The sequence below is a fragment of the uncultured Fibrella sp. genome, assembly GCF_964250085.1.
In the GTDB taxonomy this organism is placed as follows: domain Bacteria; phylum Bacteroidota; class Bacteroidia; order Cytophagales; family Spirosomataceae; genus Fibrella.
The window spans coordinates 447,049-468,762 of record NZ_CAXUEC010000001.1; the positions used below are offsets into that span (position 1 = coordinate 447,049).

13 protein-coding genes are annotated in these 21,714 nt (G+C 53.2%); 8 read left to right on the forward strand and 5 right to left on the reverse strand.

Translation table 11 applies throughout. The features are described 5' to 3' along the window. The first annotated feature begins 66 nt into the window (after positions 1–66). The 6 genes from ACFE8Q_RS01820 to ACFE8Q_RS01845 all read left to right on the forward strand — a co-directional run bounded on the left by ACFE8Q_RS01820 (position 67) and on the right by ACFE8Q_RS01845 (position 9,775). Positions 67–792, forward strand: coding sequence for an MIP/aquaporin family protein (locus tag ACFE8Q_RS01820; RefSeq protein WP_375443639.1), 726 nt, complete (start codon positions 67–69; stop codon positions 790–792). A 41-nt stretch (positions 793–833) separates the two neighbouring features. Next, positions 834–1,577: an acyl-[acyl-carrier-protein] thioesterase gene (locus tag ACFE8Q_RS01825; protein ID WP_375443640.1), complete on the forward strand. Its 744-nt coding sequence runs from the start codon at positions 834–836 to the stop codon at positions 1,575–1,577. A gap of 201 nt (positions 1,578–1,778) precedes the next feature. Next, entirely contained in the window at positions 1,779–4,160 is a 2,382-nt protein-coding gene (locus tag ACFE8Q_RS01830) for a GH92 family glycosyl hydrolase (protein ID WP_375443641.1), read from the forward strand. A 202-nt stretch (positions 4,161–4,362) separates the two neighbouring features. After that, on the forward strand, positions 4,363–6,612 hold the full coding sequence (locus tag ACFE8Q_RS01835; RefSeq protein ID WP_375443642.1) for a c-type cytochrome: 2,250 nt from the start codon (positions 4,363–4,365) through the stop codon (positions 6,610–6,612). A 26-nt stretch (positions 6,613–6,638) separates the two neighbouring features. Continuing rightward, positions 6,639–7,463, forward strand: coding sequence for a ceramidase domain-containing protein (locus ACFE8Q_RS01840; RefSeq protein WP_375443643.1), 825 nt, complete (start codon positions 6,639–6,641; stop codon positions 7,461–7,463). Positions 7,464–7,480: 17 nt separating this feature from the next. After that, positions 7,481–9,775: a c-type cytochrome gene (locus ACFE8Q_RS01845; RefSeq protein WP_375443644.1), complete on the forward strand. Its 2,295-nt coding sequence runs from the start codon at positions 7,481–7,483 to the stop codon at positions 9,773–9,775. Between the two features lie 29 nt (positions 9,776–9,804). On the opposite strand, the gene ACFE8Q_RS01850 is transcribed toward ACFE8Q_RS01845, so the two are convergent. Beyond that, complete coding sequence (locus tag ACFE8Q_RS01850) at positions 9,805–11,952, reverse strand: ComEA family DNA-binding protein (protein WP_375443645.1); 2,148 nt, start codon at positions 11,950–11,952, stop codon at positions 9,805–9,807. A 71-nt stretch (positions 11,953–12,023) separates the two neighbouring features. Beyond that, a complete protein-coding gene (locus ACFE8Q_RS01855; protein WP_375443646.1) occupies positions 12,024–12,362 on the reverse strand; it encodes a hypothetical protein in 339 nt (112 codons plus the stop codon). A 171-nt stretch (positions 12,363–12,533) separates the two neighbouring features. Between ACFE8Q_RS01855 and ACFE8Q_RS01860 the strand changes: the two genes are divergently transcribed. Both ACFE8Q_RS01860 and ACFE8Q_RS01865 read left to right on the forward strand, forming a co-directional pair. Further along, entirely contained in the window at positions 12,534–13,742 is a 1,209-nt protein-coding gene (locus tag ACFE8Q_RS01860) for an acetyl-CoA C-acetyltransferase (protein WP_375443647.1), read from the forward strand. A 108-nt stretch (positions 13,743–13,850) separates the two neighbouring features. Next, the gene (locus tag ACFE8Q_RS01865) at positions 13,851–15,998 is read left to right on the forward strand and encodes a 3-hydroxyacyl-CoA dehydrogenase NAD-binding domain-containing protein (protein WP_375443648.1); all 2,148 of its coding nucleotides are present in this window, start codon (positions 13,851–13,853) and stop codon (positions 15,996–15,998) included. Positions 15,999–16,051: 53 nt separating this feature from the next. Here ACFE8Q_RS01865 and ACFE8Q_RS01870 read toward each other — a convergent pair whose 3' ends face one another. The 3 genes from ACFE8Q_RS01870 to ACFE8Q_RS01880 form a co-directional block, all read right to left on the reverse strand. Then, complete coding sequence (locus tag ACFE8Q_RS01870; RefSeq protein WP_375443649.1) at positions 16,052–18,520, reverse strand: M12 family metallo-peptidase; 2,469 nt, start codon at positions 18,518–18,520, stop codon at positions 16,052–16,054. 167 nt (positions 18,521–18,687) lie between these two features. Continuing rightward, positions 18,688–20,097 carry a tetratricopeptide repeat protein gene (locus ACFE8Q_RS01875; RefSeq protein ID WP_375443650.1) on the reverse strand — a complete coding sequence of 470 codons (1,410 nt, stop codon included), beginning with the start codon at positions 20,095–20,097 and terminating at the stop codon, positions 18,688–18,690. 58 nt (positions 20,098–20,155) lie between these two features. After that, on the reverse strand, positions 20,156–21,697 hold the full coding sequence (locus tag ACFE8Q_RS01880) for a S41 family peptidase (protein WP_375443651.1): 1,542 nt from the start codon (positions 21,695–21,697) through the stop codon (positions 20,156–20,158). Positions 21,698–21,714: the final 17 nt, after the last annotated feature.

Consider the following 21,714-nt stretch of genomic DNA (forward strand, 5'->3'; position numbering starts at 1 on the left):
TTGGCTGAAAATTACCCTAAATTATCTCAAATAGAGACTATTCCCGGCCTTAACGCGCCTTTTTCTATGCAAACTTCTCCCTTTCTTGGCGAACTGATCGGCACGATGGTGCTTATACTTCTGGGTAACGGAGTGGTCGCCAACGTAGTACTTCGACAAACGAAAGGGGCCGATGGTGGGTGGATCGTGATTACCACAGGTTGGGCTTTTGCCGTGACAATGGGTGTTTTCGTGGCCAAGTCTTTCGGCAGTATCGATGCCCACCTGAACCCGGCCGTTACCGTTGCCTTTGCCGTGGCAACCAATGACTACAGCCACATGGTACCGTTTATTTCAGCGCAAATGATGGGGGCCTTTCTCGGCGCTGTGCTGGTGTGGCTTATCTACCTGCCCCACTGGCGCGTCACCCCCGATCCCGGTGCCAAACTGGCTGTTTTTAGCACCGGGCCTGCTATTCGGCAACCGGGCGCTAACCTGCTGAGTGAACTCATCAGTACACTGGTTCTGATTCTGGGCCTGGCAGGTATTTCGTCGAAAGCGCTGGGCGTACTGGCCATTGGCGTAGGGCCTTACCTGGTCGGCGTGCTGGTCTGGAGTATTGGCTTGTCGCTGGGCGGCACCACGGGGTATGCCATGAGCCCCGCCCGGGATCTGAGCCCTCGAATAGCCCACGCCCTGCTGCCCATTCCCGGCAAAGGATCGTCAGACTGGGCCTATGCCTGGGTGCCGGTGGTTGGGCCACTAGTTGGCGCGGCAATTGGCGGGCTGCTCATCCGGCTATTTGCCTTGTAAATTTAAGGATTCAGGGAAGGCAAAAACGTACCTTTGTCGTTATGGCTTTTATCCAAACCGATACCTATACCCTTCATAGCTACGAATGCGATGCTACCGGGCGGCTGAGCGTGCCTGCACTGATGAACCTGATGCAGGAGTCGGCCAATCGAAATGCCGATGATTATGGCATCGGCAGCGGTACGCTTCAGGCACAGGGGCTCGGCTGGATGCTCATGCGCTTCGGGTTGACAATGCATCAGTGCCCAACTAACGGGCAGATAATCAGCGTAGTAACGTACCCAACGTTCGTTGAGAAGTTTTTTGTCTACCGCGATTTTCGCGTGCTGGCCGACGATGGAACGTTGCTGGCCGAAGCCAGCAGCACCTGGCTGGTGTTCGACACGGCCAAGCGCGGCATTATTCCCGTTCCCGGTTTCATCCGCTCGCTGTCGCCCCCCGAGGTGGTCGATGTGTCGCCGAAGCTACCGTTGAAACCTGCGTATCAAACGGTTGACTTTTCGGCAACGCCCGCCGACCAGGTCACGGTAGGCTGGTTCGATATCGATGCCAATCAGCATGTCAATAACGTGGTTTATATCCGTTGGCTGCTCGAACAACTCCCCGATACCATCCTCCAAACGCAGAAGTTGGCCGAACTCGACGTGGTGTATCGCACCGAAACGCATTGGCGCGAGCAGATCGATGTGCAAAACCTGCCAACCGAGCCAGGTACGTTCGTTCACCGGCTTGCCCATGCCGAAACGGGCAAAGAGGTCTTGCTGGCCCAAACCGTATGGCGGTAGATCGGTCGGTAACGTTCTTTCCTGACTGACGCGATCCAAAAGGGTGTGCGATGATAAGCCGTTTTACCCGCTGCGGATACTACAGCGATTTATCTGACGGGCTACACACCGTTTACAGACAGTATGTTACCGGGCAGAACGCCATCTATAGTCTACAGGCGGCGTTCTGCCCATATGGCTATGGCCGGTATGAATCTAGTTATGTCAATAAATAAGCTTACCGTTTGCCTACTCGCTCTGATCGGCACGTTTGGCCTGCATCAACGTGCACAGGCTCAGAAACAACTCGTCGATCTGGTTAATCCGCTGGTCGACGCGGCCAATTCGCGCTGGTTCTTTTTCAATTCGGCGTCACGTCCGTTCGGCATGGTCAATCTCAGCCCCGATAACGGCGTCAATGCCGATTGGGGGGCGGGCTATCGCTACCATCTGGATAGTATCAAGTGCTTTAGCCACGTACACGGCTGGCAGTTGTCGGGTGTGCCGGTGATGCCCACAACCGGGGAATTCAAGGGGCATTTAGGCTCGGAGCAGTACGGTTCCCAATTTTCGCACGCGAAAGAAATCGTGAAAGCGGGCTACCACAAAGTGGTGCTGGAAGCTTACAACATCACCGCCGAACTAACGTCGACTACACGCGTTGGCTTTCATAAATACACGTACCCAGCCTCGGCGCAAAGCCATATCCTATTTGATTTTTCCACTTTTTTGGGGCCGTCAGATACGCAGGAAGGGCATGTGAAAAAGGTTAGCAATCAGGAGATCGAAGGCTACGCGATTATGGCTCCAACCATTCGACGACCCAAAACGCTGACCGTATTCTTCGTCGCCGTGTTCGACAAACCGTTCGATTTGTTCAGGGGCTGGCGGAAGGGTAAACTGGAAGCGATCAACGATAGGATCGAAGGGGAGCACGTAGGAACGTACCTGAGCTTCGAAACCAAAGCGGGCGAGGTTCGCAAAATGAAAGTGGCCATTTCGTACGTTAGCGAAGAACAGGCCCGCATTAATCTCAAGGCCGAACTGCCGCATTGGAATTTTGAAAAAACGGTGCAGGAGAGCCGCGCCGACTGGAACAACTGGCTGAGCCGCATTGCTGTTCAGGGCGGCAGCGATACCACGCGCAGCCGCTTTTACACCGACCTCTGGCACGCCTTGCAGGGTCGGCGCATCATCTCCGACGTGAACGGAAAGTACAGCGACATGACCGGTCCCGAACGACGAATCAGGCAGATTCCGCTGGATGCCAACGGCAAACCCAGGTTCAATCACCATAATTTCGATGCCATGTGGGGTGCGCAGTGGTCGCTCAATACGCTCTGGCACCTGGTGTATCCTGAGGTGACGGAGTCGTTCGTTAATTCGATGCTGCTTATGTACGACGATGGCGGCCTGATTCCGCGCGGACCGGCGGGTGGCAACTACACCTTCGTGATGACGGGTGCCTCGTCGACACCCTTCATCGTGAGCGCCTACCTGAAAGGAATCCGGGGGTTTGATCAGAACAAAGCCTATGAGGGGATGCGCAAAAATCATTTTCCCGGTGGATTGATGAGCAAAGCTGGCTACGAGCACAACACGTTCAAAGGCGGAGGCATCGAATTTTACATGGAGCGTGGGTACGTGCCGCATCCGATGAGCAAAACCCGTTACGGCTTCCATCAGGACGGCTCCACGCAGACGCTGGAATACGCCTATCAGGATTATACGCTGGCGCAGATGGCCAAATCGCTTGGGAAAACCGACGATTACGGCCTGTTTATGAAGCGGGCGCAGAACTACAAAAACATCTACAACCCCGATATTGGCTGGATGTGGAACCGGACGCTGGACGGAAAATGGGCTGAACCTGTTGACATTCTGCGTTATGATAATGGTTGGGAAGAAGGTAACGCGGCCCAGTATACCTGGTTTGTACCCCACGATGTGCAGGGCCTGATTAACCTGATGGGCGGCCGGGAAGCGTTCGTCAGCAAGCTGAACGGCTCATTCAAGAAGGCACAAACGCATGATTTTGTGACGGGAAAAACGCATGCCAGCGAGAACCAGGAAGAGGCCCGCCGGATATTCATCAACTACGGCAACCAGCCCTGCATGCAAACGGCCTGGCTCTTCAACTACGCCGGGTCACCCTGGCTAACCCAGTACTGGACGCGGCAGGTGGTAGAGAAAGTATACAGCGGCATCTCGCCCGATTATGGCTACAGTGGCGACGAAGACCAGGGGCTCATGGGTAGCCTGTCGGTGTTGTTGAAAACGGGTCTATTTTCAACCAACGGCGGCACAACACCCGACCCGTTCTACGAAATCACCAGCCCGATTTTCAACAAGGTCACCATCAAGCTCAATCCAAAATACTACAAGGGCAAACAGTTCGTGATCGACGCCCGGAATAACTCGGCCCGAAACGTGTACATTCAGTCGGCCACATTGAATGGTCAGCCCCTCGACCACCCGTGGCTGCTGCATAATACGGTTGTCAACGGTGGTACGCTGACGCTTCAGTTGGGTGATAAACCAAACAAAGCCTGGGGCAGCAAGCCCGAACAGGCACCTGCCTCCATGTCGGCACCGCCGAAATAATAATGTACGCTTTGGGTGGGGTTATGAAAAGGATAAATCGGCCACGGTTGACTTTACCAGAATAGGATTGCCGGAACGTACCCACCGCGGATTAGGCGCGGCCAATGGATGTAGTCCTCCTTTTCAGTTCATTAGAATCGATATTCGGCATTTCGGCGTTATAAGGCTGCGGCTTTCCCCGGCAAAAAAGAGTTATATCAACATGGCTACCAAAAGATCTTACACACTGGCATTTGCTTCACTGCTGGCACTAACTACCGTTCTGGCCGGGTTCAACATCGCTTCGTTTGAGGAGCCCCGAATTTCGCTTGAAAACTACAAGGTAGAAGACGGTTTTACGCTGAGCCTGATTGCGTCTGAATCGGTATTGAAGGCACCCGTCAGTATGGATTTTGACGATAAAGGCCGGATATGGGTGGTCGAAATGATTGGTTACATGCCCAACCTCGAAGGGCTGGGTGAGGAAGACCCGACCGGCAAAATTTCCATTCTGGAAGACAGAGATAAAGATGGCGTTGCCGACCACGCGAAAGTATTTCTGGATAAGCTTGTGCTGCCCAGAGCCTTGGCGCTTGTTTATGGTGGCTTATTATACGTCGATGGACCAAAACTTTGGTTCGTGGACATAAAAAATGATAAACCCGGCAAAAAAACGCTGGTCGATCCGGTGTATGCTGAGGGGGGAAATGTGGAGCATTCGTCTAACGGATTAATGATGAACATCGATAACTGGATCTACAATGCGAACTACAATTTCAGGTATCAGCTAAGAAACGGCAAATGGATAAAAGAGCCCACCACCGACCGGGGGCAATGGGGCATAACGAAAGATAATTTCGGGCGGCTTTATTACAATAATAACTCTACCAATTTGCAGGGTGATTATGTGCTACCCAATAAAGTAATTCGAAATAAATATTACAAACCGGTCATCTCGGAACATCAACGGCTGGCTAGCAATCGGGTCTATCCCATTCATCAAACATCCGTCAATCGGGGGTATCAGGCCGGGGTTTTAGACGAAAAAGGATTTTTGAAAGACGTGACGGCGGCCTGCGGCCCGTTGGTGTATCGCGGGGCAGCTTTCCCGGAAGACTACAATCAGAATGCGTTTGTCTGCGTGCCCGAAGCCAACCTCATCAAACGGAACATTCTGCATTTCGATGGCAACAAAACAACGGCTAGTCAGGCTGTAGAAGGAAGAGAGTTTATTGCCTCGACCGACGAAGGTTTCCGGCCGGTGAATCTGTTCAATGGTCCCGATGGCGCTATCTATGTGGTTGATATGCACCGGGGTATCATTCAGCACAAGGCTTATATTTCGCAGTACCTGACTGAACAGCTTGCCGGTAAAAAACTGGATACCTTGCAGAATGCGGGACGTATTCTGAAAATCACCAGCAACTCAGCCAAGCTAAATCCGGTCCCCGATTTGTCGAAGGCATCGGCAAAAGAACTGGTTTCCCTGCTCAGTAGCCCGAATGGCTGGTTGCGAGACCGCGCCCAGCAATTACTGATTCAAAAGAAAGACCTCACGGTGGTTGGTCAGTTAACCAGTTTGGCCAAAGCAGATAATCCGTTTGCAACGGCTATTCACGCTTTGTATGTGCTGGACGGCCTGAACGCCCTGTCGTTTACATCAGTGGGCGATATTATCAATCAATCGAAACAACCCGAAACGATTGCTCATGCGCTGGGACTTCTGGAGCGATTTGCCGCGCCACAGCAGGTGTCTAAAATGAAGGCGATGAGCACACAGTTGGTCGCTCGAAACAACGAAACAATTGACCTCTATTTGTCCATGTCGCTGAATCCGTGGCTCAAACTTTCGGAGGCGACCTTTCTACCTTTTCTCGCTGAAATTGATAAAAAATATGCCACTAAACCCATCTTCCAGGAAGCACTTGTTAGCGGCCTTGACGGTGAAGAAGAGCGTTTTCTGGCGTCGATGAATCCCAGCGATTTACTGAAAGACAAATTGACGGCTACGATAATCAAGCGGCAGAAAAAAGAAATGAATTCGATTTATGTGGTCGAAAAAAACGAAGTGGATAATCGGACAAAAGGCTTAAAATTATTCAGAAGTATTTGCGCTACCTGCCACGGTCCCGACGGAAAAGGAATTCAGGATCTGGCACCACCGCTCAAAGGTTCCGAATATATCGATGGCTCCATGAAGCGGCTGGCGGCTATTATTTTGCACGGTGTCAGCGGGCCGATTCATGTTAACGGAAAGCTGTACCAGTTGAACAATGAAATGCCCGCACTGATCAATAATAAAGAGATTAGCGACCAGGATATCGTCGATATTATTCAGTATACCCAAAATGCGCTTGCCAAAGAAGGGAAAAGTATTTCGGCCAGAGATGTGAAGAAGTTGCGGGATAAAAAGCCAGCAGGCAGTGGTATCTGGACCGAGAAAGAACTGCTCGGAGACGATTTTGATAAATAAGCACTTCGTTCTGGCACAACACCTGCATGATGGCATCCCGGACGGTATATAAACTCCTGGTTCGTTCGCTGTTGCTGACGCTGGGCATGCTCCTTATCTGGTGGGGACTGGACTCGTTTTTCACCGGCGACGTTTGGCGTGGTATGGAGGTGAGTAAATCGGCACTGACGGTTGAATACTGCGAATTCAACCATGTCGACCGGTTTTTTCATCAACCCATGAACACATATTCAAACCTGGCCTATTTCTTTTTCGGGGTGCTGATTCTGCAAATTGCGTTTCAGGATAGACGTACCCAGGGAATCGAGCATCAGAACAGGCTGGCGTCGTTTCCACTCTTATCGGCGCTGTTGGGCGTCTGCTTCATATACCTGAGCCTCGGCAGCGCCTTTTTTCACGCATCGCTCACCTGGCTAGGGCAGCGCGTTGATATGAACGGAACCTACGGCCTGACCCTCGTGCTGGTCAGCATCGGGCTGTATCATGTCCTGCACACCATCCGATTTACGCAGCGTATCAAGAACGTCTGGATAGTAGGATTGGTGATTCTTATCTTCTTGTTTTTAAAGATCGCATTGTTGGTAACAAGTTCGGTTTTGTTGCCATCGCTGATCCTGTCACTGCTGCTATGCATAGCCATCAATTATGGACAGTTCCGGAAAGAGCGGTCCGCCCTTTTGGCCATTGCCAGCCTCGTGTTGATGGTTGTCGCGGTTCGGTTTCGTACGCTGGATGTGCAGAAAATCGGCTGCGATCCGCATTCACTGGTGCAGGGGCATTCCATATGGCATCTGTTGATTGCGATGAGCAGTGCCTGTAGTTACGCCTTCTTTCGATTTGCTAAAAAATAGCCTTATCATTTGTTGACATGAAACGTAACCAATTGATCGTTAGTACACTGGCTCTGTCTGCGTTTGTTTACGCCTGCAAGGTGCAGATGGCAACAAAAACGGCAGTTTCCAATCCGGTTACGGAGGCGGTGGCCGTTGTTCCAACGGTGAACGGTGATAGCATACAGCCGCTGGCACCCTTTTCAATCACTCCGCTGACACCCGAGCAAAGCCAGCGGGCGTTTGTGCTCCCGGCCGGTTACCATATGGAACTGGTGGCGAGTGAACCCATGATTACCGAACCCGTGGCCCTTGCCTGGGACGGTAACGCCCGCCTGTATGTGGCCCAGATGGAGACCTACACGCAGGACGCAGACGGCACCGGAACCAAGGATAAGAAAAGCCGGGTGATGCTGTTGGAAGATACCAACAACGATGGTAAAATGGACAAAAGCACGGTGTTCATCAAAGACCTGATGCTGCCGCGCATGCTGCTCTGCGTGAACCACGAACTGCTTGTCAACGAGACCGATACGTACGATATCTATAGCTATACAGACACCAATGGCGATGGCGTGGCCGACGCTAAAAGAGCCGTGTACGAGCTTGGAAAAGTGGCCCCCGGTAATCTGGAACACCAGCGTAGCGGCCTGGACTGGAACCTCGACAATTATATCTACCAAACCGTTGACCCGATCCGGTTCAGGTACGTTGGCGGGATGCTCAAAGCCGATTCGCTGCATAGTGGCTCCAACGGGCAGTGGGGCCTGACACATGACAATTACGGACGGCTGTTCTATAGCCGGGGCGGCGGCGAAAACGCAGGTTCTGGCTTCCAGATCAACCCGAAATATGGCGCGCTCGAATTTGCCGACGCCTATAATGAAGAAACATTCAGCCCCGTCTGGTCGCGGATCTCAAACCCTGAAGTGCAGGGTGGTGCCCCTCGTTTGCGGCCAGATAGCACGCTGAATCACTTTACGTCGGGCAATGGTCAGTCTATTTTCCGGGGCGACCGCCTGCCCGCCGATCTGGTGGGCGATTACCTGATCAACGAACCCGTGGCGCGTATCATCCGGCGGGCTCATGTGGTCAATCGGGAGGGGAAGACGTACCTGGAAAACGTGTATACCCACAAGGAATTTATTGCCAGTACCGACTTCTTTTTCAGGCCCGTGAATACCTACACCGGCCCCGACGGCCTGCTGTACATCATCGACATGAACCGGGGCGTAATTCAGGAGTCGAACTGGACGAAGAAGGGGACGTTTCTGCGGGGTAAAATCGATCAGTATGATCTGGCAAAAGTGAATCAGCGTGGTCGTATCTGGCGGTTGGTGCACGACGGATTCAAACCCGGTCCCAAACCCAACATGTTGGACGTACCGGCCGCCGAGCTGGTGAAGCATCTGGACCACGCCAACGGCTGGTGGCGAGATAACGCCCAGAAACAGATCATTCTGCTGGGCGACAAGTCCGTTATCCCGACCCTGAAACAGATGGCGATTGGTCAGCAAAAGGCATCGGCGTTGGGCCGCTTACACGCCTTATGGACGCTTGAGGGCCTGGATGCTATCGATAAAGACTTATTGATGACAACGATGACCGATGCCGACGCGCAGGTTAGACGCGCCTCTGTCTGGATCAGCGAGCGATACCTGAAGCAAAACGATACCGACATGATTGCCCGCGTTGGTAGCCTGGCTAATGATGAAAGTTACGACGTTAAAACTCAACTGGTTCTTTCATTGGGAGCCAACAAAAACGACCGCGCCCGGCAGGTGGTTCAGGATATTCTGGCCCGGAACCCGACCAGTCAGATGCTGGCCCGCGCCAAAAACAGCATCGATAAAAACGAAGACGCCAAGGTCTACGGCATGAAGCTAGCCAGCTTCACCCCACCAGAACGGAAGATGATTATGGCGGGCAGCGAAATATATAAAGGCATGTGTTCGCCCTGCCACGGGGGCGATGGCAATGGCTTGCCCACCAACGCCGCCCCGGCCCTGAGGGGAGCCAAACACCTGAATCATGATCGTGACTTCGCCATCAGGATTCTTCTGCACGGTTTGAAAGGCCCCATTGAAGGAAAGTCGTATCCAAGCGAAATGGCATCCATGAAAGATAACTCCGACGAATGGATTGCTTCAGTGGTCAGCTACATTCGCTACGAGTTCGTGGGGACGTCGGCGCGGGCCATCAAGGGCCGACAATCAGCGTTGGTGCATCCCGACGAGATCAGGAAAGTTCGGGAGGCTTATGATTCGTCACGGGAAGCCTGGACAATCGATGAGCTGGAAAAGGCCCTGCTGCCACCACCGGCTCCAAAGTAACTTTGAGCAGAACAGCCCCAGGTACGTTGTCAGTTGAACCGCCAACGTACCTGGAGCTTCGCTTCTGTTTTATGTGGCGCGGTAATCAGGTTCAGATCCGAGCCGATATCCGGCTGATTGCTGATGTCGGTGCGGGCGTAGCGCATCCAGATGTCGAGGTGTTTGTTGACTTGATACCGAGCCAGCACGTAATGCCGGATGCCCCGGTCGAAGTAGGCGGGAAACGAAAACGCGTACAGCACATCCCGCTCGTAGGCGTACTGTCGGCTGTCGTAATCGTCGGTGCCAAACAAGGCTACCCGGCCGCTCAGGCTCAGTCGTCCCCGTTCATAGGTAACATCCTGCATAACTGCGAAGCCCGCCGAACTGGTTGCCGATGAAGCGTACCCGAACGTACCTGCCTGTAGGCGGGAGCGCATGGTCAGGCCGGGCGCAACGGTGTAGTCGGCCGTGAGGGCGAGGCTGCGGCGGGTGGTTTGTCCTATTTCCTTCGGTGTGGTTTTATTGTCGGGTTTATTTTTCTGTTTATGCTCGTCGTGGAAAATGAGCGAGAAACGCGTTTGCCGACTGGGCAGGTACGTGGCCGTCAGCAGGTAATCAAACCCGCCGGACGGACCATCAATCAGGTATTTCCACCACGGAAAGCGAAACCCGTCGACGAAGCCGCTGAGCGTTAGTTTCCGGTAAACACTATACTTCACGCCGCCGTAAACACCCGTTTCATTGATTGTTCGGCTACCTTCGCTAAAGGCGTTGGCGTAAAAACTGTGAAAATTCCGGTCGTAATGCCGCACTAGCACCGCCAGATCGAGGTGGCTGCTCAGGCTGGTCAATACGCCCGCCACGGCGCCAATGCCGCCGCTGTTCGTCACAGAACCACTGCTTCGGGCCACTTCGCCAAACAGATTCATGTTTCGCCAAACGTACCCGGCGTGTAGGCCAATGACCAGGTTCTGCCTGCCCACAAATTCGTACTCGTTGTAAGTCAAGTCGCGCTTTTGCAGTTTGGTGTCGAAACTGGTTCGTAACACAGTCAGCCCCAGTTGAAACGAAAGAGTATGGTAATGAAGATGACTGCCCAAATTCGTTTCGGCAACCGCCCGTAAATCGAGTAAGTCGCTGCTGGTTTGGTGCAGACCCGACGTACCGAACGACGTTACCACGTTCTCGTCAAGTGGCGTTTTACCGGTTGCAACATTGGCGTCGCGGCGATTTCTGGCAGCAATAAGCGTTAAATCCAGACTGGGCAGGAGGCTGTAGGTAGCGGAAATGCCCCGTAAATAACCGTATTCTGTCAGTGACGTGTAGGGTCGTGCACCCAGCGTAGGCCGTCGAACGGTGAGAATCGTTTCGGCATTCTTCCCCAGCGAAAAGCCCGCCGACAGGATAAGGCCCTGCCCAATCTGCTGCTGAAAATCGCCAATAATCACATTCCGCCAGTGGCCCCGCTTCTGAATTTGAGCATGAAACGATACGTAATCGATGCCATACTGCCGGGTAGCCGGGTTCCAGCGAAAGGCCTCGCCGGGGTCTTGCTCCAGGGTAATTCCCACGCTATAAAACCCCGGACGGCTATTTCTGTACCGTACATACCACTGGCCCGGACTACCCTGATAGCGTAGCGGTAACCGGTCCGCCGGTGCGGTACCTGATTTGCTGGGAATAGCTTCTGAGAAGCCTTTTTGTTCCTCCAGAACCCGTTCGTAACGGGCAATCAGGTAGTTGTCGGTTGGCGCGGGTAGGTTGGCCGTTAGGGCATCTGACCGGATCGTTACGAAGGGTTTTACGCGCAGAATGCCGGAGACGTCGAAGTTGGGTACAGCCTGTAACTCGGCAACGGCCAGCAAATCGCCGTTGGTTTCCCGATACCCCAGCAGGCTGCTTATCTGGCGTTCTGTAAAGAGTAACGTGGCCGAAAGCTCATCGCGGCTGGCTCGGTTCAGGTCGAGTGGGTTACTGTATAACTGGGCCAGATTATCGAAAACGGCCTGATAATCTGTGCCGTCTGTTTGTACCGGAAACAGATCCTGAAACAGGCGATTCAAGGCATCGTCGGAGCGGATACTTGACCGGGCTGCGGCAGACGAACCACGGGGAGAAGCGATTGGCTGGGCTTGCGGAAAGACAGGCGTACTAATCAACCAGCTTACCAGTAGAGAGTATATACGAAAAGTCAACGTAGGTAGCGTTCGGTGGTGGCACGAAAGCTAATTCATTGACATACAGAAGGCAAACAGATGAAAAAAGTTTATAATTTTTCGGTCAGGATTTTGAGAATAAGTGCTTGTGTGACCTTCACATCTGAAATATCCTGACGTACTCCGTTGAACTGTTGGTTCATATCATCACGAAGATGATCAATACGAAGATTAGTTTCATCAACGCGCAGATTAGTCTCGTCAATGCGCAGATTAGTTTCGTCAATGCGCCTATTCGTTGATTCGTGATTTTGCTGCGCCTGTTCGCGATCTTTTTGAAACTCCACCGTTAAAGTAGCCAGTCCTTTAGCTACGGTTTCCAGTAGTTTACCGTCTTCGACTGCATGAGCCTCTAACTGATCAATTCGCTGTTCGATGTACAATGCCATAAATCAAATATACGACAAAGCAGCTACAGCAACGCACTTGCCGGTTCGTTATGCCATGCGATTTACGATGTACACTCTCATCGTGGTATTGCACAATTTATACTTGTCTGCGCTACATTTGCGTAATCGTATGCATGCATACTACTTGTAGTGTAAAACCTGACATTAACTATGGCCAACGCCTTCATATACGACGCCGTCAGAACCCCGCGTGGGCGCGGCAAGAGCGACGGATCGCTCCACGATATTCAGCCTATTTCGTTGTTGACCAGCGTGTTGCGAAACATCCGTGACCGGAATGGCCTGGATACCCGCCTGGTCGATGATGTTATCATGGGTTGCGTAACACCGATGGGCGAGCAGGGGGCCGACATTGCCCGCACGGCTGTTCTCGAGGCTGGCTATGCTGAATCGGTAGCGGGTGTGCAACTGAACCGCTTCTGCTCGTCGGGGCTGGAAGCGATCAATCAGGCGGCAGCCTACGTGATGTCGGGGCAGGTAGATGCCATCATTGCCGGGGGCGTCGAGTCGATGTCGCGGGTGCCGATGGGTTCCGATGGCGGTGCCATTTTCATGAATCCGCAGATAGTGGCGCAGCATAACATCGTGCCGCAGGGAATCTCTGCCGACCTTATTGCCACGCGGCAGGGCTACTCACGGAACGACGTCGATGCATTTGCGGCCGAGTCGTACCGACGGGCCGAGGTGGCACAACGCGAAAATCGATTCCAGAAAACGTTGGTGCCGTATAAAGACGAGATTGGTATAACGGTGCTCGACCGCGACGAAGGGGTACGTCCGGGCACTACTATAGAGACATTGGGCAAGCTGAAACCCGCGTTTGAAACAATGGGCCAGATGGGCCTGGATGCGTTGGCACTGCTGAAATACGCCGACCTGAACCAGATTAACCACGTGCACCATGCCGGTAATTCGTCGCAGATTGTCGACGGTGCGGCCGGAGTGCTGGTTGGCAGCGAAGCGTTTGGGCAGGCATCCGGGCTGAAGCCTCGCGCCCGCATTGTTGCTTTCGCCATTGTGGGGTCCGAACCCACGATCATGCTCACTGGCCCTGTTCCGGCTACGCATAAGGTGTTGAAAAAGGCCGGTATGAGTATCAACGACATCGACCTGTTTGAAGTCAATGAAGCGTTTGCCGCCGTACCGCTGCTGTTCATGGAGGAATTTGGCGTAGACCATAGTCAGGTAAATATCAGCGGTGGTGCCATTGCGCTGGGGCATCCGCTGGGAGCTACCGGGGCCATCATTTCGGCCACACTGCTCGATGAACTGGAGCGCACCGGCAAACAGTTCGGCCTGTCGACTCTCTGCATCGGCGGCGGTATGGGCATCGCTACCATCTTTGAACGTCTTAACTAACTAAATAATAAACAATTACCAATGAACAATGATCAGTAATGAGTTGAGGACTGCTCCCGAGCGAAGCCATTGATGATTGTTTATTGATAATTGTTTATTGACAAACTTATGATCAACTACACCGTAGAGCAAAACGTGGCTGTCATCCGCTGGAACATGACCAGCAGCCCGATGAACGTGCTCAACGACGAGTCTATTCCTCAGTTTGAGGAGGCACTCAATAAAGCCTACGCCGATGAGTCGGTGAAAGGTATCATCATCACGTCGGATAAGCCGGAGTTTGTGGCCGGGGCCGATCTGAAAATGATCCTTCGCAACAACGATCAGCCTCCCGCCGAGATGTTGAAGGTGTCGGTAGAATTAAACCGCATTTTCCGGCGCATCGAAACGAGTGGTAAGCCAACCGTAGCGGCCATCAACGGCACGGCACTGGGCGGTGGCTACGAAATCTGCCTCGCCTGTCATCACCGAATCGCCCTGAGTAATCCGAAAACGCAGATTGGCCTGGTCGAGGTAACCATCGGCTTGCTGCCGGGCGGCGGCGGAACGCAGCGGCTACCGCGCATGATCGGCATGCAGGCGGCCCTGCCCTTGCTGGTCGAAGGCAAAAAACTGAACGTACCTGACGCGCTGAAAAACGGCCTGATCGACGACGTTGCCGAAACACCCACAACGTTGATGGATAAGGCACGTACCTGGATTCTGGCCAATCCGCAACCGATCAAACCCTGGGATCAGGTCGATAGAAAGACGGGCAAAATTGTAGCGCGGGATGCTTTTAAGGTGCCGGGCGGTAACGTGCAAAGCCCAATTGGTGCGCAGACGTTTGCGGCTGGTACGGCCATGCTGATGGATAAAACCAAAGGCAACTACCCCGCGCCGCTGGCCATTATGTCGTGCGTGTATGAAGGCCTGCAAGTGAACATCGACCGGGCGCTGGTGATCGAAGCGCGCTATTTTGTGAAGGTAGCTACCTCGAAGGTGGCTAAAAACCTGATCGGTACGATGTTCCTGGGTATGAATGAAGCCAACAAAGGAGCCAGTCGACCAAAAGACCAACCGAAAACAGACGTGAAGAAAGTCGGCATTCTGGGCGCAGGCATGATGGGTGCGGGTATCGCCTATGTCTCGGTGGTGGCGGGTATCGAGGTGGTTCTGAAAGATGTATCCGTTGAGGGTGCCGAAAAAGGAAAAGACTATACACGAAACCTGCTTAAAAAAGGCGTTGAACGCGGTAAAGTTGATCCCACGACGGTCGATACAATGCTGAACCGGATCAAAGCAACGGCCGATGTAGCTGACCTACAGGGCTGCGATCTCATCATCGAAGCCGTTTTCGAGAAGCAGGAACTGAAGGCAACTGTCACGAAAGAAGCCGAGCCAATGCTGGCCCCGAATGGGGTTTTCGGCTCAAATACATCGACCATACCCATTACGGGTCTGGCCGAGGCGTCGGCAAATCCGGCGAATTTCATTGGCATTCACTTTTTCTCGCCCGTCGATAAGATGATGCTGGTAGAGATCATCATGGGTAAGCAAACGTCGGATTATGCGCTGGCCGTCGCGATGGATTATACCCGCAAGATTCGGAAAACGCCCATCGTGGTCAACGACAGCCGGGGCTTTTATACCTCGCGTTGTTTTGGCACCTACACCTCCGAAGGCATGGAACTCCTGCGCGACGGTGTAAACCCGATCCTGATCGAGAATGCCGGCAAAGATGCCGGCATGCCCGTTGGTCCGCTAGCTGTGCATGACGAGGTAGCGCTGGACCTGAGCCTGAAAGTCATGACCGAGTCAGTAAAAGCAGGCGTGATGAGTAGCGATGAGCCAACGTACCTGATGGTGCAAAAGATGAACGAGTTAGGCCGAATCGGGAAGAAAGCTAAGGCTGGTTTCTACGAATACCCCGAAGACGCGCCAAAGAAACTATGGTCGGGTTTGGCCGAGTTATTCCCTGTCGCTGCTCAGCAGCCGGGCCTCGACGAAGTGAAAACAAGGCTGCTGTATCGCCAGTCTATCGAGGCGGTGCGCTGCTTTGAGGAAAACGTCGTTCGTACCAAACTCGATGGGGACCTTGGCTCTATTCTGGCCTGGGGATTTCCCGCCTATACGGGTGGTGCCCTCTCATTTGTCGATTTTGTGGGCGTAGGTACGTTCGTAGAAACGGCCGACCGGCTGGCCGATCAGTATGGCGAGCGTTTCCGCCCCACGGAAAAACTGCGTGAACGGGCTGGCGCGAAGACCCTGGCCTGAACTTACCACAAGTATGCCGCGAAGAGTAACCACTAACTGGTTGCTCTTCGGGCTTACCTCACACGAATTGAGTTTGCCGACGAAGTGCTAATTTTTAACTTGCTGTTCGTTAGGTATTTCAAGCTGCCGTCCAGAATAAGCGACCACGTGTTGCCAGCGTAGTTGGCTGGCAATGTTATGGTATGCCCGGTAGAGATTGTGAGCGGCGTGGTTGCCGTTGGCACACGCTGGCACGACCACACGCTGGGGTTATCCCAGTCGCCACTTTGCAGCGAAACCATATCGGGCGCCACCTGCACCTCTGCCTGCTGACTCACGCTACAACTCGGCAGGTTACAGGTGGCGGTATAATTGGTCGTTTGCGTTGGACTAACCACAATCGAGCTACCCGACCCCGCACCGGGAAGCCAGGCAACCGTACCCGTACAGTTCGTAACGGCCAGTGTAACACTTTGCAGACAGGTAATAGCCGAGGCCGATTGGGTGATGGTAGGCGTAGGTGGGCAACCTGGGTCAACGTAAACCAGGTAATCCTCTGCTTCGCCATAGCTTAATACATCGCAGGGCGCGTTGACGGGAGAGGAAAACTGATTTCTGATACGCATCCGGTAGGTTATTCCCTTCTGTACGTTGGCCGGTATTGTCAGTGAACCCGACACGGGCACCTTGACACCTGTTGTGGTGCCAAACACACGTTCATCCGCCTCAAACTCGTAATTCTGGTTGAAATCAATCCAGATGGCGAGTTGCTGGGCATTAAAATAGCCGAGTAAGTCAATGGTGAACGGATTCGTTGCGTTCAATGAAAGGCTCGCCACCGGACTGGGGTAGAACGTATAGTACGTGGGCGAACAACCCGAATTGTTGCTCAGCACCGTTCCATTTACGACAACTCGCTTAAGACCAATGCCATAGGTACAGCCATTGTCTGAATAGATCGGTGTGCAGTAAATCGGCGCGCCGGTAGTAAAACTTGCCTCAGCCGAGTAGCTGCCCGAGCATTCACCTGTTACACGCCAGCTATAACTCGTATTTGGCTGTAAGCCTGATAACGTGTAGCGTTGACCGATAAACGGACCAACCGTTGTCCAGTTGGCAGCGTTAGCGGGGCGATATTGTATCGTGAACTGGGTACTACCCGCGTTAGATACCCAGTACGTTGTGATGCTGGTAGCCTGCGCACTTTTCGTTCCTAAACTGATAGGTACATCGCTACCGGTAGGAATACAAGCCTTGCTAGTCACCCGGCTACGAATCAGATTGCCCGGTAATAGGCCGAAGCCGTTGGACAGGTTGATACCTGCTGAAGTCAGGTGGCAGTAGCTCATAATGGTGCCACCATTGACGGGAGCAGGCCCGGCCGCACAACCCCCTTCCGTAGTATAGCAGTTATCGATAGCGCCCCCCGGCCATGAGCAGCTTTGGGTGTGCGGCGAACCGAAATTGTGACCCATTTCATGCGATACGACCATTACTTCCCAGGAGTAATTCGGAAATTCCAGATAAGTGGTCGACAAGCCGGTGCTCAGGCCATACTTATACGTTGAGCTACAAAGCACGTCTATATAAGCGATTCCGCCGCCCAGTGCACGACCTGAAAGCAGATGCGCTAACTGATGATTTACACCCGGTGGCGGATTGGTATTCTGGTATGATTGGAAAGCGCCAAGCAGATCACTGGTGGAAGTCTGATTTACATACGGGTCGGCTACTGTCCATACCTTAATACCCGCGATGCGGATCGCGATATTCTCACGGTTATAGATAAGCGCAACCTGATTGAACAGATTGGCAACGTAGTTGGTCGTCTGGGTAACGTTTGCGCCGTTCTTAGTGTACAGATCGAAGTCGACCTCGACATAAACGTTCACAACTTTACAACTGATACTCTCCGCAACGACTACATCCTGCGTCTTCACAGGTACGTTATCTGTGTTAACGCCACACGTAAATGATCGGGGAGCAGATAGGGTATTGTCCCGATAAAGCAGGTAGCCAGTCTGAGTTGTCCGTAGTCGGCTGAGCACGCGGTTGCCGGTTTCGTCGGTAATCAAACCCGCTACTTCACCATTGGTAATGGTAATGGCTACCAGCGATTTTTCGTTGCCTTTAACAAAGCCCTGGTAAAATACGCCTTTGTTAATCGGTACGTCGACTGTGCCAGTGGCTGTACCTAGCAGGAGTTTGCTTCCCGCCGAAAACAAGTCTACCGATACCAGTTCAAGGTCTACAGAGCCGGTTTCGGTAGGTATCGAAAAGGCCAGCGCGTTGGGGCGCTCATCGACAATCCGGGTGAGCTGTTCGGTATCAACCCGTAGCGACGTTGGTAGCTTGCCGGGCAGAAAAGATGATCCCTTATAGACGGCCGTATCGGACAGGCTGAATAGCGGAAACGTCTTTACTGCCAACTCGCGTCTGGCCTGGTTCAAACGCTGTTGTAACTGATCGGCTACGAGTGTTTGACCAGGCGACGTGGTGCGAAGGGCCAGTGCAAGTAAGGTAAGTAAGTATATTTTTCCCATACGCTTGTCGCTGTAAGAAACCAGACAGCGTAATGTTACAAAGCAGGGAGCAATACTTTATGAAATAAAGGAGAATAAATGTAACTGGTATTTGTAATTAACAACTTATATGTAAAAAGTGAATACAAATGGTACTTATTGGCGTTGGCAACAGTTGGTAATAAAAGCTACTTTGCCTCACTGGCAAGGGGCCGTTCGTACGTGCGGTTCACATCTTCGAGAAACTTACCCGTTACCCAGCCAATATCTGAGTCGCGGATAAAAACCAGCCGTTTAGCCGTGGTTGTGTTGTCGTAGGCCCGTACAACGGCTTCCAGCCATAGTGCACCGGCAATGATTTGTTTCTCGTTGAACTGACTTTGCGCGTTGGCAATATCTTTTTCTGCCTTCTTCCGGGTGGTTGCATCGGTGATATCGGTCATGTCGGGGTGCAGCAGGGCCTGGTAGTCGGTCAGCGCCAACCGTTTGAACCGCTCCACGTCGGAGGCCGTCAGGGGAATAGCCGTGAGGCCCGCTTTTTCGGGATGCAGGTACGTTACCATCGCCCACGCAATTCCTCCGCCGAAGCCTACCGTGCGGCGCTGCTGTAGGCCGATCAAGTCCGCGTTGGTCTTCTTCAGGGTTGAGTCGGCAATGGTTTTTATTATGCGCTGCGCCTCCTGACGATACTGTTCGAGGCCCATCGACCGGTCTTTATCGATCAGGGCTGGCAGCGATTTTGTGCCAAACGGGAAGCTGACGGCGTGAAACGACTGATTATCATCGTAATAACCACCTTTGGTGTTGCCGCTACCAATGTCCATGCAGGATGTCGACGTCCACATTTTGCGCGGAATAGCCCCAACCGTATACAACTCGGCTTCGCGCGCTGCGGTCAGGGTGGTGTCGCACTGAACGCCTTTGGGCAGTTCAGCCGACAGAAAATCGTATAACTTCCGCCGCAGGCCGGGCTGTTTACCCAACCCGTCGTTGATACCGCTGCTAAAAGCTACGTAGATGCGTTCGGCCGGAATCTTATGTTGCCGAATCGAATCAACGTAAGCCCGCAACACGGCCTGTCCGGCTTCAAACGACTGGTTGGTGCCCGAAATCAGTGTCACGTTGGGCGAATCGGGTTTCGACCGGATCAATTTCGTGTAGAAACCATCTTCCAGCTTGGTGCTGAAAATCGCCAGCTTAATACCCGACGACCCAATATCGATACCCGCGTATTCTTTCTTGCCGGTTGCGCCGTCGATGAGTTCGTTCATCGCCGTTTCGCTGGCCGTATATTTCAGCGCCTTGTAGATCAGTTGCGCTTTCTGGAAATAGCGAATGGCTTCGGTTGTATTTTCCTGATCGTTGTAGGCCAACCCCAGATTTTCGTACGCGACAGCCTCCCAATAAAGGTCTTTGCCTTTAACGACTGGAAGCGCCCGCAACAGCAACTCGATGGACTGCTGCGGTTTATCGACCTCGCGCAGGGTATTTCCCAGCTTGATAAACTGAATGGCTGCGCTTGCATTGGGAGCCGGTTGCGCCAGGCCAGACAGCGCCAGACCGCTGAGTAGCAGCAAGAGGCAGAACTGTTTTTTCATAATGTTGAGTAAGCAGGGCGCAATATACAATGGCCGACTAATTCTATAGGCATGCCGCTTACTGCAAGGCTTCCAATTTCCCGTCCTGGTCAACGGTGCGGATCGCCATGACCTGCTGACGGATTAGTTTCAGCGTTTCGCGGAGGGCCACGTTCCGGTTCGTCATCAAATCGTCGTGGGTACGTTGCGCGGTGAAATCGGGCTCAATGGTAAAGCCATTGGCGTGTGCTTCAGCAACGGCATGAGTCAGCTTCTTCAACGGAATACGTACCTGAATGCGTGAATGGGGGAGCGTCACGTACTTGAACTGGCCGGCGAAGTCGCCCCAGTAAGCCCCGCCGCTAGCCTCACCAACAAACGTACCCTGACCCGCATCGAGCGTTTTGGCCAGTACCGACGTGGCTGCTGAAAACGACGAGCCGTTCATGAGCAAGTACAGATTGCCCCGAAACGCCAGGCGTTTGTAGGGCCGGTAATGCCTGCTGACCGCGGCCCGGCTGGCAAATCCGCCCTGTCCGTCGCGGCGATAGCGGATTTTGAAATCCAGCACCGACAGCGGATTCCAGCGGTTGACGAGTTCGGCGCGGGCGGCGGGCTTGATATGCTCGCTCTGCATGATCGTAAACGGTTTACGCATCCAGAACTGCAACAGCCTGGCCGAGTTAATCACGGCCCCACCGCCGTTATCCTGCAAATCAACAACCAGGTTCTCAACGCCTGTGGCTTTTATTTGCCTGAACGCTTTCTTCAGCCGCTTCTTGAACGCCCACTGAAATGGGTCGAATGTCTTCGGATTCAGAAACGACGATACCCGTAATACCGATGTTTTCGACAGCGAATCGACAAGGCGCAGGCTCAGATTCGGTTGCCGGAACTCTGAGTTTCGACCAAAATCAGCTTTATAACGATCCAGCAGGGTTTGCCGGAAGGTCGACGAGATAATGCCCGCCACCCGCGTTTGCCGAATCACCGAATCGAGCGAACCATCGGGCCGGGCTACCTGATACTGAATGGTGACCGAGTCGATGGAGCCGTACCAGGCTGCGTAGTAATCGGCAAACTGCATCATGCTCCAGTGATGGCGGCCCGTCAGGTTGTCGCCGTCGGACCCGGAATGATCGCCATCCATCAAGGCACGGTGAACCTCGGCGATGGGTTGCCCCTGCACGGCCAGTAGGCGCGTACCACGGCGCAACGAGGTATCGGCTGAGGCGTTGTGGCTAATAAAATAATCATGATCGACCTGCCTGACGTAAAAGGGCACAAAGCGGGTGGCGTCGTCGATAAAGCCGCGTCGGTGATTCAGGTTGGTATGGCCGTCTTTCAGGCCATTGAGGTAAGGCGACAGGTGATGGAAAAAAGACAGGTATTCGATTGGGCTGTTGACGCGGTTATAGAGCGAGTCGAACGTCTGTTCCATTTGGGCATTTGGGGTATAATGGCCAAGGCCGGGATGGTAGGCACGCAACTGACGGCGTAGGTACAGCAGGTCGTCGTGCGCCTGATCGGGGGTAAGCGTAAGTGATTGCGCTGCCAATGGACCTGTCAGCAGTGCCAGCCAGGCCACAGCCAGCCCGGCTATACGGAAAAGTACAGTCATAGTAAGGTTAGTACAAG

Coding starts and splice junctions, on each gene's coding strand:
- ACFE8Q_RS01820 (WP_375443639.1), top strand. CDS start 67: ATGCAAACTTCTCCCTTTCTTGGCGAACTGATCGGCACGATGGTGCTT.
- ACFE8Q_RS01825 (WP_375443640.1), top strand. CDS start 834: ATGGCTTTTATCCAAACCGATACCTATACCCTTCATAGCTACGAATGC.
- ACFE8Q_RS01830 (WP_375443641.1), top strand. CDS start 1,779: ATGTCAATAAATAAGCTTACCGTTTGCCTACTCGCTCTGATCGGCACG.
- ACFE8Q_RS01835 (WP_375443642.1), top strand. CDS start 4,363: ATGGCTACCAAAAGATCTTACACACTGGCATTTGCTTCACTGCTGGCA.
- ACFE8Q_RS01840 (WP_375443643.1), top strand. CDS start 6,639: ATGATGGCATCCCGGACGGTATATAAACTCCTGGTTCGTTCGCTGTTG.
- ACFE8Q_RS01845 (WP_375443644.1), top strand. CDS start 7,481: ATGAAACGTAACCAATTGATCGTTAGTACACTGGCTCTGTCTGCGTTT.
- ACFE8Q_RS01855 (WP_375443646.1), bottom strand. CDS start 12,362: ATGGCATTGTACATCGAACAGCGAATTGATCAGTTAGAGGCTCATGCA.
- ACFE8Q_RS01860 (WP_375443647.1), top strand. CDS start 12,534: ATGGCCAACGCCTTCATATACGACGCCGTCAGAACCCCGCGTGGGCGC.
- ACFE8Q_RS01865 (WP_375443648.1), top strand. CDS start 13,851: ATGATCAACTACACCGTAGAGCAAAACGTGGCTGTCATCCGCTGGAAC.
- ACFE8Q_RS01870 (WP_375443649.1), bottom strand. CDS start 18,520: ATGGGAAAAATATACTTACTTACCTTACTTGCACTGGCCCTTCGCACC.
- ACFE8Q_RS01875 (WP_375443650.1), bottom strand. CDS start 20,097: ATGAAAAAACAGTTCTGCCTCTTGCTGCTACTCAGCGGTCTGGCGCTG.
- ACFE8Q_RS01880 (WP_375443651.1), bottom strand. CDS start 21,697: ATGACTGTACTTTTCCGTATAGCCGGGCTGGCTGTGGCCTGGCTGGCA.